15 protein-coding genes are annotated in these 17,232 nt (G+C 46.0%); 11 read left to right on the top strand and 4 right to left on the bottom strand.

Going from position 1 to position 17,232, the window contains the following annotated elements; translation table 11 throughout:
- Positions 1–134: 134 nt before the first annotated feature.
- From OXN25_24900 to OXN25_24880, 5 genes are all read left to right on the top strand, one after another.
- On the top strand, positions 135–890 hold the full coding sequence (locus OXN25_24900) for an OmpA family protein (GenBank protein ID MDE0428107.1): 756 nt from the start codon (positions 135–137) through the stop codon (positions 888–890).
- Entirely contained in the window at positions 887–2,440 is a 1,554-nt protein-coding gene (locus tag OXN25_24895; GenBank protein MDE0428106.1) for an EH signature domain-containing protein, read from the top strand. Before OXN25_24900 ends, OXN25_24895 begins: the two co-directional genes overlap by 4 nt.
- Positions 2,441–2,454: 14 nt before the next feature.
- Entirely contained in the window at positions 2,455–5,871 is a 3,417-nt protein-coding gene (locus OXN25_24890; GenBank protein MDE0428105.1) for an SNF2-related protein, read from the top strand.
- A gap of 223 nt (positions 5,872–6,094) precedes the next feature.
- Positions 6,095–6,661, top strand: coding sequence for a C39 family peptidase (locus OXN25_24885; GenBank protein MDE0428104.1), 567 nt, complete (start codon positions 6,095–6,097; stop codon positions 6,659–6,661).
- A 4-nt stretch (positions 6,662–6,665) separates the two neighbouring features.
- Positions 6,666–7,256: a hypothetical protein gene (locus tag OXN25_24880; protein MDE0428103.1), complete on the top strand. Its 591-nt coding sequence runs from the start codon at positions 6,666–6,668 to the stop codon at positions 7,254–7,256.
- Between the two features lie 2 nt (positions 7,257–7,258).
- Here OXN25_24880 and OXN25_24875 read toward each other — a convergent pair whose 3' ends face one another.
- Both OXN25_24875 and trxA read right to left on the bottom strand, forming a co-directional pair.
- On the bottom strand, positions 7,259–8,575 hold the full coding sequence (locus tag OXN25_24875) for a hypothetical protein (GenBank protein MDE0428102.1): 1,317 nt from the start codon (positions 8,573–8,575) through the stop codon (positions 7,259–7,261).
- A gap of 200 nt (positions 8,576–8,775) precedes the next feature.
- Positions 8,776–9,108, bottom strand: coding sequence for a thioredoxin (gene trxA / locus OXN25_24870; GenBank protein ID MDE0428101.1), 333 nt, complete (start codon positions 9,106–9,108; stop codon positions 8,776–8,778).
- A gap of 443 nt (positions 9,109–9,551) precedes the next feature.
- Here trxA and OXN25_24865 point away from each other — a divergent pair, with 443 nt between their 5' ends.
- The 6 genes from OXN25_24865 (at position 9,552) to OXN25_24840 (ending at position 15,118) form a co-directional block, all read left to right on the top strand.
- Positions 9,552–10,187, top strand: coding sequence for a 2Fe-2S iron-sulfur cluster-binding protein (locus OXN25_24865; GenBank protein MDE0428100.1), 636 nt, complete (start codon positions 9,552–9,554; stop codon positions 10,185–10,187).
- Between the two features lie 74 nt (positions 10,188–10,261).
- On the top strand, positions 10,262–12,382 hold the full coding sequence (locus OXN25_24860; GenBank protein ID MDE0428099.1) for a xanthine dehydrogenase family protein molybdopterin-binding subunit: 2,121 nt from the start codon (positions 10,262–10,264) through the stop codon (positions 12,380–12,382).
- 11 nt (positions 12,383–12,393) lie between these two features.
- Complete coding sequence (locus OXN25_24855; protein MDE0428098.1) at positions 12,394–13,374, top strand: xanthine dehydrogenase family protein subunit M; 981 nt, start codon at positions 12,394–12,396, stop codon at positions 13,372–13,374.
- 12 nt (positions 13,375–13,386) lie between these two features.
- On the top strand, positions 13,387–13,626 hold the full coding sequence (locus OXN25_24850) for a hypothetical protein (protein MDE0428097.1): 240 nt from the start codon (positions 13,387–13,389) through the stop codon (positions 13,624–13,626).
- 148 nt (positions 13,627–13,774) lie between these two features.
- Positions 13,775–14,233 (top strand): hypothetical protein, encoded by a 459-nt coding sequence (locus OXN25_24845; GenBank protein MDE0428096.1) that lies wholly within the window; start codon positions 13,775–13,777, stop codon positions 14,231–14,233.
- A 6-nt stretch (positions 14,234–14,239) separates the two neighbouring features.
- Positions 14,240–15,118: an FkbM family methyltransferase gene (locus OXN25_24840; GenBank protein ID MDE0428095.1), complete on the top strand. Its 879-nt coding sequence runs from the start codon at positions 14,240–14,242 to the stop codon at positions 15,116–15,118.
- 107 nt (positions 15,119–15,225) lie between these two features.
- Here OXN25_24840 and OXN25_24835 read toward each other — a convergent pair whose 3' ends face one another.
- Together OXN25_24835 and OXN25_24830 are read right to left on the bottom strand one after the other, a co-directional pair.
- Positions 15,226–16,230 carry an aldo/keto reductase gene (locus OXN25_24835; GenBank protein ID MDE0428094.1) on the bottom strand — a complete coding sequence of 335 codons (1,005 nt, stop codon included), beginning with the start codon at positions 16,228–16,230 and terminating at the stop codon, positions 15,226–15,228.
- A gap of 149 nt (positions 16,231–16,379) precedes the next feature.
- Complete coding sequence (locus tag OXN25_24830; protein MDE0428093.1) at positions 16,380–17,111, bottom strand: SDR family NAD(P)-dependent oxidoreductase; 732 nt, start codon at positions 17,109–17,111, stop codon at positions 16,380–16,382.
- Between the last annotated feature and the right edge of the window lie 121 nt (positions 17,112–17,232).

Here is a 17,232-nt window from a genome sequence, read left to right as displayed (position 1 = left end):
ACAGTGTTGAAGAATTGACAGATATGGCAGATCGGCTCACACGCCAACTTAGAAAGTGTTTCAGCACTTGACGACAGTGTTGAAGAATTGACAGATATGGCAGATCGGCTCACACGCCAACTTAGAAATGGATAATGCAAAAAACACTATCTACCTCCAAAACTCTTACAGATGAAAATCCTTTCAGTCTCTCATTAGGCGACTTGATGGCGGGACTCCTGCTCATTTTCATACTTGTTCTCTCCTTCCTTATGTTGGACTTGATGGAAAAAGAGAAACAGGACGATAAAATCCAGCAGGTATTATTGAAAATTTTTACAGATTATGCTGCACTAAGGCAAAATTTGCACATCGCTCTTGAGGCAGAATTTGAGAAGGATCTTCAGCAATGGAATGCACTTTTGGATCGTGAGACCCTATCGGTTAGCTTCAGAGAACCAACAGTCCTATTTGCCCAAGGGAAAGCCGAGGTCCAGCTCGACTTCAAAAAGATACTGGATAACTTTTTTCCGCGCTACATCCAAATCTTAAAACGTCCGGAATATGTTAACGCTATCGCCGAAATTCGGATTGAAGGGCATACCTCAAGTGAATGGTCAGAAGATGTCAATCCTGCAGAAGCTTATATTTTCAATATGGAATTATCCCAAGATAGAACGAGAAGTGTCCTACAATATGTACTTCAGATACCTGCAATTCAAGACAGCAGAGATTGGCTACAGCAGCAACTAACCGCTAACGGCTTATCATCAAGTAAGTTGATTAAGCATCTCGGCGGCATAGAAAATAGTGAAGAATCGAGACGTGTTGAGTTTCGGGTACGGACAAATGCAGAAAAACAACTTGAAAAAATCAAGGAGCTTGAGGATATGATAGGAGACCCACAATGAATTCCGCTAAAAAACTGCTACAATTTAATTTCAACGCAAACACCTTTTCCACTCGCACTCCGAAACCTAAAGCAATCCCCAAAGAACAACTTGCGACTTTGAAAAAGATTATTGAAACACACGACGGGAGTAACACTACTCTACCAGAGAAAGAAAGTCTGAGACAAGTTTATCGTCAATTTATAAAAACACCGTCCCGTAAACTCTCCTCAGAATTTGACTCTATCAGACGTATCCGGCAACTCGCTTGGACTTTGACCTATGCCGAAAATGAAGAACCTCGCATCGTGGACACACCGAAACTTAAAAGCGCACTTCACTTAATCGAAAGCCGCTTTCGCATCAGCATGCTCTATGGCATTTTCAACGCATTGCTACAAGCCTGGGATACCCCAAATGCAGGTGAACTTCGATCGTTTTTGAAAAAACAGTTGAACGGCTATACTGGCTCTCAGAAATTCGTTCAGAAACTGAAAATGAACATAGGGTGGTACTGTGAGGAAAACGGGGCAACAAACCTTGCAATGTACTTGATACGTTCACCGAATAGGCTATCAGATGTTTGGACATTTCTCGAATTGCCGAACTATATGCATAGTTACGCATACTTTAGCGCGGTCGCCACGGCGTACACAACCTTCAACAATCAGATAGATATTAAGCACGTTAAAGATGTCATTGAATTTGTGAAGAAACACGATAATGATAAAGTAAACCGAGGCATCTTATCCAAACTTATTGAAAAACTCCGGACTGACGCAGCTGAGAATCTACGCCAACCTGTCCAATCTTATGTCCTTCAAGAATGGCAAGACCCACGTATCGCTGGCGCGGATATACGCTGGCGGGATATACCTGATGGTGCACGTCAAATTTTTACGCAATGGCTTACAAAAGAAGATCTTCGTTTCTTTTTCGATGTTGTTGCCAAAGCCTGTAATGACCAAAAGTTTGCCTACCGAAAAGCGTTCTGGCTGGCGTATTTTGAACATATTACCTTTTGCCGCCCCGTGCTGCATAGAGATGCTGAATATCTTTTCGGAAAGGACCCGAAAGCACTTCAATACTACCGAGATCGCCGTCCTGCAGAATTGAAAGGCGGTAATAGAAATAAACACGCTTTCATCATCCGAATGGGAGATTTTACCTTTGTTGAGTTTAGTACGGTAGGTGCCTGTTATGTTTACCACAACGCTGACCTACCGTTTGAATTGGGAGATTCAGAATATCACATAACCGAATTAAGCTCCAAACGATTTGCTGAAGAGAGAGTGATTCACAACGGCTCAGAGCGATATTCGTGGCAAGATAAATTTGCATTGTGGTTAGAAAATGAAACTGGAATTAAGAATTTGCGAAGTTATAGGTTGGATGGAAAACCTAATCCTGAGATCATCAATCCTTCGCGAACCTCGCGGAGAGAAGAAAAGCCAGAGTCTTATATCACCAATTGCCCTAATTGGAATTGTCAACAAAAACTGCGAGTCCCTGTGTTGGATAGCACTGTTAAACTTAGATGTCCTAAGTGTAAAACTGTCTTTGAATGGTAAATAAAGTAAGGCTAATGTTAAATCTATTCCGAAGAAACAAACCAGTCCCATCCCATTTCAACTGGCAAGAAACACAAACAGGAATTGAGTTTACTGCTCCATATTCCCCTGATGAGGAGGATAAAGGCGGCTCCCTTTCTCTGGTTGAGTATGCGGCAAATCTACCAACAGAGGCATATCACTTACAAACCCAATGGCTGCTGCTCAAAGAATTGATCGACAATGGTCAAGCTGTATCGTCGAACACCGGAATTCATATCCCATTTGAAGAGGCGTGTCGCCTTGAGTCTGTCGAACAACAACTCCTCGGCTTGCCAGAATCTTATCCATTTGAAATCGAAATTCGCTCCGATGGCACGCTCAATCAGCCAGAATTTCGCTATAATTACCAATTCTTAAAACCCGATCGGAAGCCCTTGCATCCAACACGAACCGGTTGTGTACTGCGTTTGACTGAGAAGTGGGCGTACCTCCTGACACACGAGCAGTTCACCCTCTTAGAGGCATTGGACGCGTTCAACACACGAAATACAACAGACAAAAATTTCCAAGCAAACCTGATTGAGTTTGCAAAAATCAAAGGACTTGCTAAAGGCACTGGCAGCACATTAGAACATTATCTAAACCAAGAGGAGGTTGTCGCACCGACAACCCTTCGCTTGCGTCTTCGTGAATCCGGGGACAGTGTTGAAATAATCCCTGACATAGCCGACATTGACAGTAAACAATTTGAAGATACATTTGATAAATTTCCAGATCCACAAATTACATATAACCTCTCAGAGCCAGACGGAGGACGAACCCGTGTTGTCTTTCGAGAAAAACAGAGAGAGGCTTTGCAAACTTTTAAACACTATCGACGTGTCTCACGTGAACAACTCGCAGAAATTGCAGAACACCCACAACTATATTTTGATCCAGAGGTTATTGAACTTGATCCAACAGATGAAACCCCTTCCTTCAGCGAGCGTGTTCGCGAAATCGGCATCTATAAACCGAGAGTCTATCCTTTCGTTTCGCCCTACAAAAGTCAGTGGATTCCTGGAATCTTGGTCGAGGATAAATCCGGGACACGAACAAAACTTCATATTAAAACCGAGGAAGAATTCACAGAACTACAACAAACGGTTCATGAAGCAAAACGGACAGGGCAAAAGCAGATTAAATGGCAAGGCCAAGAACTTCCTGTTTCTGATGTAGAAAAACATCTGCCATTCATCGAAAAACAACTCAAACACCGCAAGAAGCCCTCACGTGCCCAAGGAGAAAAATCGGAAACCACTGTTTTAATTATTGAGGAAAATATCGAAGAGACCGATTACGTTGAAAAAACGTCCAGTTCACAAGCCGAAGAACCCTTTCGGCATCTCTTGGAATCTACTCCAAACCTAAAACAAGGAGTCAAGCTGCTGCCGCATCAAGAAGAAGGTCTTGCATGGGCACAGCAGCTTCGGGAGAACGGTTATCTGGGAGGTTTACTTGCCGACGACATGGGACTCGGCAAAACGCTACAAGTACTCTGTTTTCTGGAGTGGTACCATGCGAAACACCGCTCATCAGAACCAGAAAGAAAACCATATCTTATTGTCGCACCGATTGCACTGTTAGAAAACTGGGCGGCGGAATATCCAAAGTTTTTTGACAAAGGTTCACTGGATTTTATTACATTGTACGGAAAAGCATTGCAAGACTTCAAATGTGATCCATCCGACGCAATCAACCTCCAAATTCCAGAGATTGAAGGAGTGGAACGGCTCCGCGAATTACGCAAACGCCGAGGCGCGCTTGATGTCAAACGCCTCCAAAACGCCGATGTTGTGCTAACTACCTACGAGACTGTCCGAGACTTTCAATTGGATTTAGGTGTAATTCCGTGGGCAACGGTTGTCATTGATGAAGCACAACGCATCAAGACACCCGGCACACTTGTCACAAATGCACTGAAAGCACTCAAAACCGATTTTCGTCTCGCTATGACAGGCACGCCCGTTGAAAACTCGTTGATGGACTTATGGTGCATCACAGACTTCGTGGCACCGGGCTACCTTGATAGTGCGAAAAATTTCAACAATGAATTCTGTCTACCACTCAAGAGACCTGAAACCGACATTCGCGCCCTCGGTGATCGGATTCGTAAGCGCATTGGCGTTTATCTCAAAAGACGACTAAAAACAGATATTCTTGATGATCTGCCCGAAAAACACATTCATGTGGAAAATTGTCAACAAGACATGCCACTGATACAGGCAGAACGCTACCAAGCAGCTCTTCAATCTACACAAAACAGTGGATCAGCAGGACCCCAGCAGCGTAATCAAATATTGCAAGTCCTACACCAACTGAGAGACATATCAGATCATCCCTTGCTAGCAGATTCTCAATGGGAGCATTTACCTATTATTGAACTGATTGAACAATCAGCCAAACTGGTAGTGACAGTACAATTGCTCGAAAAAATTCGCAACGCTAACGAGAAGGTAATTCTGTTTGCTGAACGTCGAAAAACACAACGTCTGTTGGCACATGTCGTTCGTGAATATTTCGGTTTGAAGGATGTCTGTATCGTCAATGGCAATACGCCAGGAAGCGCGCAACGAGAAAATTCGATGAAAATGAGCCGTCAACAAAGTGTAGACCGCTTTCAAGATGCTTCAGGTTTTAACGCTATTATCATGTCACCACTCTCTGCTGGTGTAGGTCTGAATATTACTGAAGCAAATCATGTTATCCACTATAGCCGCTGGTGGAATCCTGCCAAAGAAGATCAGGCAAGTGACAGGGTTTATCGCATTGGACAGAAGCGACCTGTGCATATCTACCTACCCATGGCAACTCATTCTGAATTCCAAACCTTTGATGTTCTTCTGCACGAACTTCTTGAGCGAAAACGCCAACTTTCACAAGACACACTGTTCCCAACCGAACAAGCTGAAGTGACTCCTAAGGAAATCCTTGAACAATTGCAGTCAATACCTGTTAGTAACGAAAATAATTCACCATTAACAATAGAGGATGTTGACAAACTTGAACCGAGATTCTTTGAGGCACTTGTTGCTGCACTTTTTGATAAGCAAGGATATTATGTTGTATTAACGCCACATTCGGGGGACAAAGGCGCAGATGTCGTTGCTCGCCAGCGTGGAAACAAAACTGGTGGGCTGCTGATACAGGCTAAGCATCGACAAGCAGGTGGAAAATCTGATTGTAAGGCTGTAGAAGAGGTTTTAGCAGCAAAATCGTATTACGAAAAAGAACATGGGACAACCTTCCAACTTGCAGTCATTACAAACCGTGAATTTAACAAACCTGCACATCAATACAGTCGTTCGGAGCAGGTGCAAATGTACGAACGCAAATGGTTGGTTCAAAATCTGAAACAATATCCAGTGACATGGCAAGATGTCAATAAAAGTCAGTTTTATACAAATTAAGGGTTCCCGACGGTCAATTGCCAAAACAGTTGACAAAATATTTACACATCCATTTGCTAACAAAACTTTTGACAAGAATTGCTTTTTTGTAGTATAATTCCACTAACGATTTGTGTTGGATTTTGCCTAATGTTTTTATACCGCCAATTTGTATGAATGGGACTCTGGACGTGCCTGCGCTCACAACTTAGCGAACTCTTGATTACTGCGAAAGGAAAACGAGGTGCCTCTAAGAGTTAAAGAAGGAAAGTCAATCAATTTCCGGGAACCGTCTCCTAATGAGAAAATCATAAATGTTCCTCAGATAATACAAGAACAATCCAATTGGTGTTGGGCTGCCTGTGCTGAAATGGTTATTCGTTATTATAACGAGTCTGCTACTCAACAATGCGAATTGGCAAATAAACTTTTTAATAGGACTGAATGTTGCTCCGTTCCCTCCAGCCCAAACTGCAACCGTCCATGTGAGACACGAGATATTTCAAATCTGTATTCACGTAAGCATATACATAGCAAATTTGTAGAAGATGCCGTGCCTTTTTCCGAGTTGCAGTCAGAAATTGATGCTGATCATCCGGTTGAAGTCGTATACTTCTGGAGAGATTGGGAAAAACCAGGGCATTCGGTTATCGTACGGGGATGGCGTATTGAGGACAAGGAAGAATTTGTGCATGTAAACGATCCAGCGGACAGCCCTACAACTATGTCTGGGCTTGTCGCTTATTCCGAATTGCTAACTCCGTATGGAGAAGGCGATTGGAGCTATACTTGGATCGAGATTCAGAGGTAAACAAATGGCTCACGTTCAAACGTTACCAGATGATGCTTTGGACGCTATTGCCAAACAGGTTGGCAGATTGTATCCATCACTTGATAACAATGTAACACAACGCCAACCTTTGGCAGCGTTAACAGAAACATTCCCCGTGTGGTTTTTGTCAACTGATGCAATTAATACAGGCAACGATAATCTGTTGGAACTCGCTCAGGATACACTTCGTTGGCACTCCCAAATATGGATTGATGGCAAACCCGAGGGTGTAGTCCGTGCTGTAGTGTCTGACGGTAATTCTTCAGATTGGAGCGTTACGCAAATATTAAAAGGTAATTTTGCCAAAGCAGTTGATGACGCTATTCGCTGGATTGATACAGAAGTAGAGACCAACCCTTTAGTTCGGATTCTTGAAATACCTACTTTTTTCCTCACAACTCTTTGGTTAATTGATGGGCAAGAATCCAGTGTTGTCATTGTAAAAGTCCCAGAGAACTTACAAAATCTAAGTCCTTTGGTCCAGTACGCATCTCAAGACTTTTTAGCGTTATTAAGACAAGAATCACCTGCCATTGGAATCCGTACCAAGCCTTCCCAACCACCGCTTACATAACCTCACACGTACCTCCGCAAATGCACCAAAGTCCGCTCGACCGCTCCCAAATTCTCCTCAATCAATTGTTTTCCGATGCTACCTGCTTTCGTCCGCGCCGCGTTATTCTTTAGCCACACCATAATTGCATCTGTCAATTGTTGTGCGTCATGAATCAATTTCGCACCACCCCGATCCACAAGCAGAGATGCCTCATGCGCATTCTGGATCGCCCGACCAAAGATAACAGGTTTCGCCATCGCAGCAGGCTCCATCACGTTATGAACACTCCCACGAAAACTCCCACCGACAAACGCTATATCCGCCAACGCATATAACTTCGCCAGAAGTCCTACTTTGTCAACAACAAGAACATCCATCGCCGATAAATCTGTCTCAGGTGTGAGCTCCGAAAAGCAGATGTGTGCTAATTTCGCCCGTTCCAGACGCTCACGAATTTCCTTTATCCGTTCAGGTGTCGGTTCGTGTGGGACCAAAATCAGGTGCGGAAAATCTTCAGGAATACTTTCGCGTAGGAGCTGGTAAGCCGGTAATAAGACCTTCTCATCTTCCGTATAAGTGCTACCGGCGATGAGAATAGGACGTTCCGTTGCAATATGGGCTTGCAAGCCACGCCCTAAAGTCCCTTGTCCGTAGAAAAATTCAGTATCAGGATCAACAGCAGTTGCCCGTCGGTAGACCTGCTCGTAGCGAGTGTCACCGGTGACAACAATCTCATGCGTTGGCGAGCAAAGTTCCTGAAAACGCGCCGCATCTGCCTCTGAAATCGCACAATGCACTTGGATATGCCGATGTACACTCCGAAAAAACGGCTTCGCAAAACGTGAGAGCCTTTTCGATTCGGCGTGCAAGGTTCCTGCAACCACAATAATCGGAATATTGCGTTTAGAGGCTTTCCAAACGAGGTTGGGCCAAATATCGAATTTTGAAAAAACTATCAACGCAGGTTCAATGCGTTGCATCAAATATTCAGCGTTTCGAGGTGTGTCAAGGGGAAGATAAACAGCAGCATCAGCGTACGGATAGGATCGGGCATTCGGGGCAACCGATGGCGAAAAAAAAGTTAAAACAATCCGGGTGTCTGCATAAATCGCTTCGATGAGCGGTTTTGCCTGCTCAAATTCACCGACAGAGGTAAAATGAAACCAGACCGTCTTTTCCAAAGGTCGTGCAGTTTGGAGTTGGTGCGTCAGTTCCGCAAATACGTTTTTTCGCCCCTTAATCCCTTCCTGAATTTTAGGATTGCAACATCCCGCGCCGTGAAAGCCGATGAACATGGCAGGAACAACAAGCGTGTTATAAATGAATTGCCAGAACATAGCAAACTTTAAAAAGACATAGGACTTACGCACTCCACTGGTAGGTGCGGTTTCCTAACCGCACCGATCGCACTCTGATAAACCAAATTCTATACTTTTGCGTAAGTCCTAAAGAGAAAAAGATAGGAAGAATGGAAAAGAATATCTCATTCTCCCAATCTTCCATTTCCCAGAGGTGTATAATTACACGATGTTGGTGCTTATAGTGTGTCTAAGATTTTCTTCTTGAGTACGTCTTTAGGCATTGCGCCGACAATCTGACCCGCTGGTTGCTCTTTGCCGTCTTTAAACACAAGTAAGGTCGGGATACTCCGTACACTGAAGCGCATCGCGGTCTGGCGATTGTCATCAACATTCAGTTTTGCAACCTTGAAGGTGTCCGCATTTTCAGCGGCGAGTTCCTCCAAGACCGGTGCAATCATTTTGCAGGGTCCACACCACTCCGCCCAAAAGTCAACAACAACCGGTATCTCCGATTGAATCACCATTCCTTCAAATGTATCGTCAGTAATTTCAAACGTATTCGCAGCCATGATAGCTCCTTTTCACTTAGAGTTTAGTAGGCAGAACCGCCTTTTTATAATATTTCCGCTTGAGCAATTGCTCTGATGAGTCCGTCAACCTATTAATATGATACCCCATTCCGATAAAAATTGCCAATCAATTTTTCAGAATCATAAATAGTGATTTTTATAAAAATTGGGAATCTGGTTTGCAACCATACCAAACCTGACATGACGGACTCGCGCGTCAAGCCATCAGATTTTTAACCTTCCACCTCCTAACTAAAGATCGAAACTTAATTGTGCTGTACTCGTTTTTTTTATTGATAAAAAAAGTCATTTTTGCTATACTGAGGAAACCGATAGACAACGAATTAACTAACGAATGCGATAAATACAATTTTAATCCAAATTGTGATATGAAAGCACAATTTGCCTTTGTTTTACATTCGCACGATTGAAGGAGGCAACGCATGTCGGATAAAGAAAAAAAACAGGGTACAAGCATCTCGCGCCGGAGCTTCTTGAAGGGTGTAGGCACCGGTACCGTTGCCGCGACCGTCGTACCCAGCGTCCTCATTGGCAGCGAAAATGCCGCTGAAGCCCAAGCGGGCGACGCTATTTCTACCGCGACCATTCAACTCAATATCAACGAGAAAATGTATGAAGTTGAAGTTGAAGCGCGCACAACACTCTTGACAGTTTTACGAGATGGAATCGATACAAGTGGAAACAATGTTGACTTGACGGGTTCTAAACTCATTTGCGACCGAGGCGAATGCGGTGGATGCACCGTTATGGTAGACGGCAAGTCGGTTTACGCTTGCATGATGCTTGCAATCGATGCCCAAGGCAAGAAGATAACAACCGTTGAGGGATTAGCAAACGGAGACGCCTTGCACCCGGTCCAAGAGGCATTCATCAAACACGATGCCCTCATGTGCGGATTCTGCACGCCCGGTTTTATCGTCTCATCTGCAGCACTGTTGAACGAGAACAAACAACCGACCCTTGAAGAAATCAAAACCGGTCTGTCTGGCAACACGTGTCGCTGCGGAACGTATCCGTTCATTTTTGATGCTGTCAAAACTGCATCAGATAAGATGTAATTCCTATTGCCTTATTTGACAGGACACAGCAGGCTGTCGTCCTATTGGAGCAGTCATTTATAGGAGGAAAAAGCATGGCATCATGGGGAGAAGCAAGTGAATCGCGCCTTATCGGCAAACGGATAAACCGTTTGTCCGGCAAGGACAAGGTCACTGGAAAAGCGAAATATACTTTTGACATCAACCGACCGGGCATGCTTTACGGACGCATTTTGCGTTCTGAAGTCGCACACGCAACCGTTATGGGTGTCGATACAAGCGAAGCAGAAGCCCTTCCCGGGGTTAAAGCAGTTATACCGCTCATTGAAATCGGAAATAAACTCCGCTACCAAGGGCAAGAAATTGCCGCTGTCGCAGCGGAAACAGATGACATCGCCAAAGACGCAACTCGGCTCATTCATGTCGAGCTGGAGGAGTTACCACACGTCGTCACGGAAGAAGATGCTATGGCGGACGGCGCGCCACAAATCCGAGAGGATTGGGCAGGCAACCAGAGCGATCCCAACATCAGAGAAGACGGCAACCTCGAAGCAGGATTCGCCGAAGCCGCTGTCGAGGTAGAAGCCACCTATCACACACCTGTTCAGACACACGTCTGTTTAGAAACACACGGACACGTCGTCGAATGGGAAGATGAACAAAACTTGACCGTTTGGGCATCAACACAGGGCGTTTTCGGAACCCGCAACGACTTCGCACAACACTTTGAACTACCGGCAAACCAAGTCAGAGTCATCACGGAACACATGGGCGGTGGGTTTGGCAGTAAATTCGGTCCCGGCATAGAAGGACGCGCCGCTGCTGAATTAGCACGTATCACCGGTAAAGCCGTAAAGTTAATGTTAACCCGTAAAGCCGAGCATCTGGTCGCTGGCAACCGTCCCTCAATGACACAAAACGTCCGAGCAGGGGTGACGCGCGACGGACGTCTCATCGCTTACGATATGAAGGGACACGGCACAGGCGGTATCAGTAGTGGTGCCGGTTTCCAAGCACCTTACGTTTATCACGTCCCAAACCTGCGCACTGAAAGAGTGAATGTCGCTGTTAATGCTGGAAACCAACGCGCAATGCGCGCGCCAGGACATCCACAAGCCTCATTCGCCATGGACTCCCTGATGGATGAACTCGCCGAAAAACTTGGGATGAATCCATTAGAGTTCCGACGCATTAACGATGCAAACGAAGTACGCCAAGCACAGTACACGCTCGGTGCCCAAGAAATTGGTTGGCATCGCCGCAATAACGTACCCGGATCCGGCACAGGTATCAAAAAACGAGGTATCGGGGTCGGAAGCGGTCTATGGGGTGGCGGCGGTGGACGCGGCACAGAAGCACGCGTTACCATCAATTCCGATGGTACTGTCGAAGCAGTCACTGGAACACAAGACATTGGTACCGGTGTTCGTACTGTCATCGCGATTATTGTCGCCGAAGAACTTGGACTCAACACGACCGACATCATGGTAAAGGTTGGTGACAGCGGACCAGGACTACCCTCTGGTGGTAGCGGCGGTAGTCAAACAACGCCATCTGTCGCACCCGTTATTAAAACCGCAGCTGAAGCGGCAAAACGGAAATTGTTCGAGCGTATCGCTCCTCTGCTTGAGGCACCTGTCGATGATCTCCGCGTCGGCACTGGAACGATTTACGTCGTTTCCGATAGAACAAAGACGATCACATGGGAACAGGCAACTGGACAACTCGGTATGGAAAGCATCAGTGAAGGTGGACATTGGGATGAAGAGCTCCGCCAAAATGGCGCAGCTGGCACGCAGTTCGCTGAAGTTGAAGTCGATACTGAGACCGGTGCTCTCAGAGTCATCAAAATTGTCGCTGTTCAAGATTGCGGACTGGCAATTAACCGTCTGACCACGGAGAGCCAGATTAATGGTGGTGTCATCATGGGATTAGGTCAAGCAATACTCGAAGAGCGATTCATGGATCCATACACCGGACGGATGCTCAACGCAAACCTTGAGGACTACAAAGTCCCCGGAACCCTTGAGATCCCTGAGATTAAATCCATCGTTTTCGATACACACCGCAGGGTTACAGGCGTTGGTGAACCACCATGTATCCCAACACCGGGTGCCATCGCCAACGCCGTTTACAACGCAATTGGCGTGCGAATTCGAGAATTGCCACTAACACCCGATAAGATTCTCACTGCGCTTGCAGAGAAGAAGGCATAAGGAGCTAAGCAATGGAAAAATTTAGTTACATTAACGCCACCAGTCTCGAGCAGGTCACTTCACTCCTGAGTGATAGTGGGTGGGGAGAAGTTATGCTTATCGCCGGTGGCACAGACCTCCTCGCGGAACTCAAAGAATACGTTGAGACCCCGAAGACACTCATTAATCTCAAGACATTGCCCGGCATGGACAGTATCACAGCCGATGCATCAGGGTTGAAAATTGGGGCGTTAGCCACGATTGATGACATCGCACGGCATCCGACGATTCAGCATCACTATACCGTTTTGGCGCAGGCGGCAACTTCCGTCGCTACACCACAGATACGGAACGTCGGCACACTCGGTGGAAACCTCTGTCAAAGACCCCGATGCTGGTACTATCGTGACGAAACCATCAACTGTCTCAAAAAGGGTGGCGATGTTTGTTACGCAGTCGATGGTTTGAGCAAATACCATGCTATCCTCGGTGGTGATCCAGTCTACATTGTGCATCCTTCAGACCTCGCGCCAGCGCTGATCGCTTTAGGTGCTTCCGTGAAAATCGTTGGCCCCGAAGGTGAGAAGGCCATGTCCCTTGAAGAATTTTTCACCTTGCCTGCAACGAATCCGTTCCGCGAAAATGTGCTTGAACCCAACGAAATCGTTGTTGAGGTTACTGTGCCACAGGCGAAACCGAATACGAAAAGTTTTTATCTGAAGGCACGCGAAAAAGGTGCTCCCGACTTCGCATTAGCAAGCGTTGCGGGAGTTTTCGAGATGGACGGAAACACCTGTAAAACCGCCAGCGTCGTACTCGGTGGCGTCGCACCCGCACCTTGGCGTTCCAAGGAAGCTGAAGCGGCACTCACTGGTAAGATGATTGATGAATCGGTGAGTCAAAAGGCAGGTGCCGATGCCGTTCAAGACGCACAACCCTTGAACGATAACGCCTATAAGGTCACCTTAACACAGAACCTTATCAGTCGCGCCGCGATGATGGCAGCAAGCTAAAGGAGCATTGACATGTTACAAGGAAAAGCACTTCCAATCTTTAATCGCCCAATATGCCAATATCTCCGGACAAAGGCGATTTATATTCCGGGCGGCAACTTGCAGAACCTCGTTGAAAACAACCCAGGTTCACACTATTGGTGCAACTGCACGATGCAAGTCGTCGGACCCGATGACCAATTTGTGTCTCCCGACGCTTGCAAACAGTCACGTAACTGTTTCAAACCTGTTGGTGGAAAACCGGTGGTCTAAATGGTTATCTGTTGTCAGTTATCGGTTTTCAGTTAAGAGGACTCTGGTAACAATCCGATCTCAACTTGAACGCTTCAGGAAAACATGAATTGTTACATACCACTTCTTAACCGACAACTGATAACTGATAACTGATAACTCTAAAACAATGTTTCTGAAAGCGTTGATACAATGGATACATGTCGGCTCTGTCGTCCTATTGATAGGCGGATTCTTTTTCTTGCGCGCCGTTCTTCTACCAATCGCCAACCGATCCGCTGATCCCGCAAGATTGATTTCATCAGCACTCCGCCGTTTCAGTGGTATTGTCTGGACAGCCCTGTTAACAATCCTCATATCAGGATTGTACAACTTTATAACCTTTTTTCGGACGGCACGCGCCCATGCCAGTATCAATCCCATTGCTTCAGATTACTCGCTTTACATCTTCGTTTTAGGCATCAAATTTTTTATCGTCTTTTTAATATTTACGTTAGCAATTTTCCTAACATTTCCATATCCCGTGTTTGAAGTGTATCAAAAGAGACCAGCACCGTGGCTCAACCTCACCGTGATTTTAGGGTTAATAGTCATTTTTTTATCGGCGTATTTACGTCGGTTGGGATAAACACAATTGTTGCGGATTTCCAATCAACTCGTCCGTAGTTACCTCCGAAAGTGTCCAATCACTGAAGGGAAAAATCTACTCTTAAAACTAACGAGAGATTGGATTATCCCCAAAGATCCGATTGTCACCTTTGAAACCAAGTACCCATTCTGGTTGAAAGCTAATTTAGCGAACCCTGAACACCAATATCTCTATTTCTACGGCACACATGACGAGAGATATGTCATTACCAAACTCCTTAAAATCATCAAATCGGGGGACATCTGTTGGGACCTCGGTGCAAACATTGGGTTCTATACATGTCTGCTCGCCTCACAAGTCAAAGACACCGGAGCGATCATTGCCTTTGAACCTGCTGCACGTACCTGTGACTATCTTCAGGAAAATGTTTCTCTGAACGAGTTCGCAAACGTCACTGTCGTCAATAAGGGACTCGGGGACAACAGAGAACAGCGACAACTTTACTACTCCAAAGCAGTACTTGCCGAAGGCACCGCTTCTTTAAAGTACCCCAATGGACGAACGGCATCGGAACCTGTAACACTTGACACGATTGACAACCTTATCGGCAAACTACCGATGCCTGATTTTATCAAGATTGATGTAGAAGGGTATCAGTTAGAAGTATTGCGCGGTGGGGAACGCTTCTTAAAAACGCACGCGCCCCTCTTAATGGCAGAACTCAAAGATGTAGGTGAAACCAATCGTGATGACTTCAGTGAAATTGAGAAGTACATCACGGATTTAGGCTATAGCCTTTATGAAATCGGAAAATATGCACTCAAGCGGTGCACGCATATTTCTGATAGCAAAAGGCGCAATTTCTTCTTAGCGAATGAGAACTCTCCGGCTTTTCAAAGAATAGCCGCTTATATAGTAGCATAAACTGTTAGCTTCTGCCATCTTCCACGCAAACTAACAGTTCGTGTCACAACAATTTTTCCAACCAACCCAAAGCGTGGACACCCCACACCGTATCGCTTGTACGACTTTTAATCCATGAATCGGCCCAACACCGGATACGCTGGGTCGTTATACCCTTTACCAGTATGTTCACCAAGCGGCACCAACTCATTGATAGTTGCTTCATCGTCTGCGGTTAGCGTGCAATCCAAACACCCTAAATTATCTTCAAGTTGCTCCATGGTCCGCGGTCCAATAATAATAGAGGTAATCACCGGATTTGCCAACACCCACGCCAACGAGAATTGCGTCAAGGTCTTGCCGCGCGCATCTGCCAAGGGTTTCAGTTGCTGCGCTACCTCATAACTCTCCTCGCGAAGTTCGGTCTGTAAAATCCGTCTATCTTGTCGCGCTGCTCTGGAACCTTTGGGAGGCTTTTTACCGGTCAAGTACTTACCCGACAACACGCCGCGTGCCAAGGGACTATAGGGCACAACGCCGACATCATACTTCTGACAAAATGGGAGCAGCTCAACCTCAACATCCCGATTCACAATATTATAAAGGGGTTGGACACACACGAACTCCTCCAGTCCGTACTGCTTGCTTGTCCAGAGTGCCTCACAGATCCGCCACGCCGGAAAATTAGAACAGGCGATGTAACGCACCTTGCCCTGTCTGACGCAATCATCTAACGCTCGCAGAGTCTCCAGAATTCGTGTCGAGGCATCCCAGCGGTGCAAGTAATAGACATCAATGTGGTCGGTTCCGAGACGTTCAAGACTTGCTTCCACCGCCGACATAATATGAAATCGATGTGAACCCGACGCATTCACATCCTCTCCCATCGAACCGTGAACCTTCGTCGCGACAACCCACTTGTCCCGGTCAGAACGAATCGCTTTACCGATAATCCGTTCTGATTCACCGTCATTGTAGACATTCGCGGTATCTAAAAAATTAATCCCCGCGTCCAATGCTTTGTGGATAATCCGTATTGAATCCCTTTCATTTGTTGGTCCACCGAACATCATTGTACCGAGACAAAGCGGTGAGACTTGCACACCCGCACGACCAAGCCTTCTATATTCCATATTACTCCCCTTTTTATTTTTAATAACTCTTAACAGTTGACAGTCAGTTACAAAAAGCTGTCACAATTCGCGCATCCTTTGCCGTACGCCGAATGAGGATAGATTGTTACAAGGAGGCTCTTAACCCACAACTGAAAACTGACAACTATTTATGCCATCCGGATGCCCCCATTCACATCCAGTGTCGCTCCTGTCACATAACGTCCCTCTTCCGAGGCGAGGAAGAGGATAGTAGTTGCAACTTCCGAAGCATCAGCGACCCGTCCCAACGGAATCTTATCTATCATATCTGGGTGGTTCTTTGTCATCTCTGTTGCAGCAACTCCCGGTGCGATAGAGTTTACGGTAATTCCGTATTCTCCAAGCGCAAGTGCCAACGATTTCGTCAGACACATCACGCCGGCCTTGGAAGCAGAATACGGAGCAGAGGCGACCAGTCCACCGACTTGTCCTGCCAACGAACCGAGGTTGATAATGCGTCCAGACCGTTGTGCCTTCATCGTCTCCATTACCGCCTGTGAGCAGAGGAAGGGACCCTTGAGGTTCACAGCCATCATCCGATCCCATTCGGCTTCCGTGCATGCTTCTATACGCGTATAACTAAAAATACCAGCATTGTTGACTAAAATGTCAATCCGCCCAAACAAATCAAGGGTCTCTTGAATCATTTCACGCACCGAATCGCCATCGGCGACATCGGTTTCAATCACCTCGCATTTTCTACCGAGTGCCATAATCTCTGCTGCTGCTGCCGCCGCATTCGCCATATTGACTTCAGGGATTACAATATCCGCACCCTCTCTGGCAAACGCAAGGCATGTCGCTTTTCCAATGCCACCGCCACCACCTGTAACGATTGCAACCTGTCCTTCTAAACGCATCTATATTTCTCCTTTGGCTACTTTATATTTAGCGAAGCCAGACGTAAACATCCGCAACGCACTTTTTTCTTGAAAAAATGCAATAAATCATGATAGCATATTCGCATTATCACACGAAACT

It is taken from the genome of Candidatus Poribacteria bacterium (genome assembly GCA_028820845.1).
In the GTDB taxonomy this organism is placed as follows: Bacteria; Poribacteria; WGA-4E; order WGA-4E; family WGA-3G; genus WGA-3G.
This window is presented reverse-complemented; position numbering and strand designations above follow the sequence as displayed.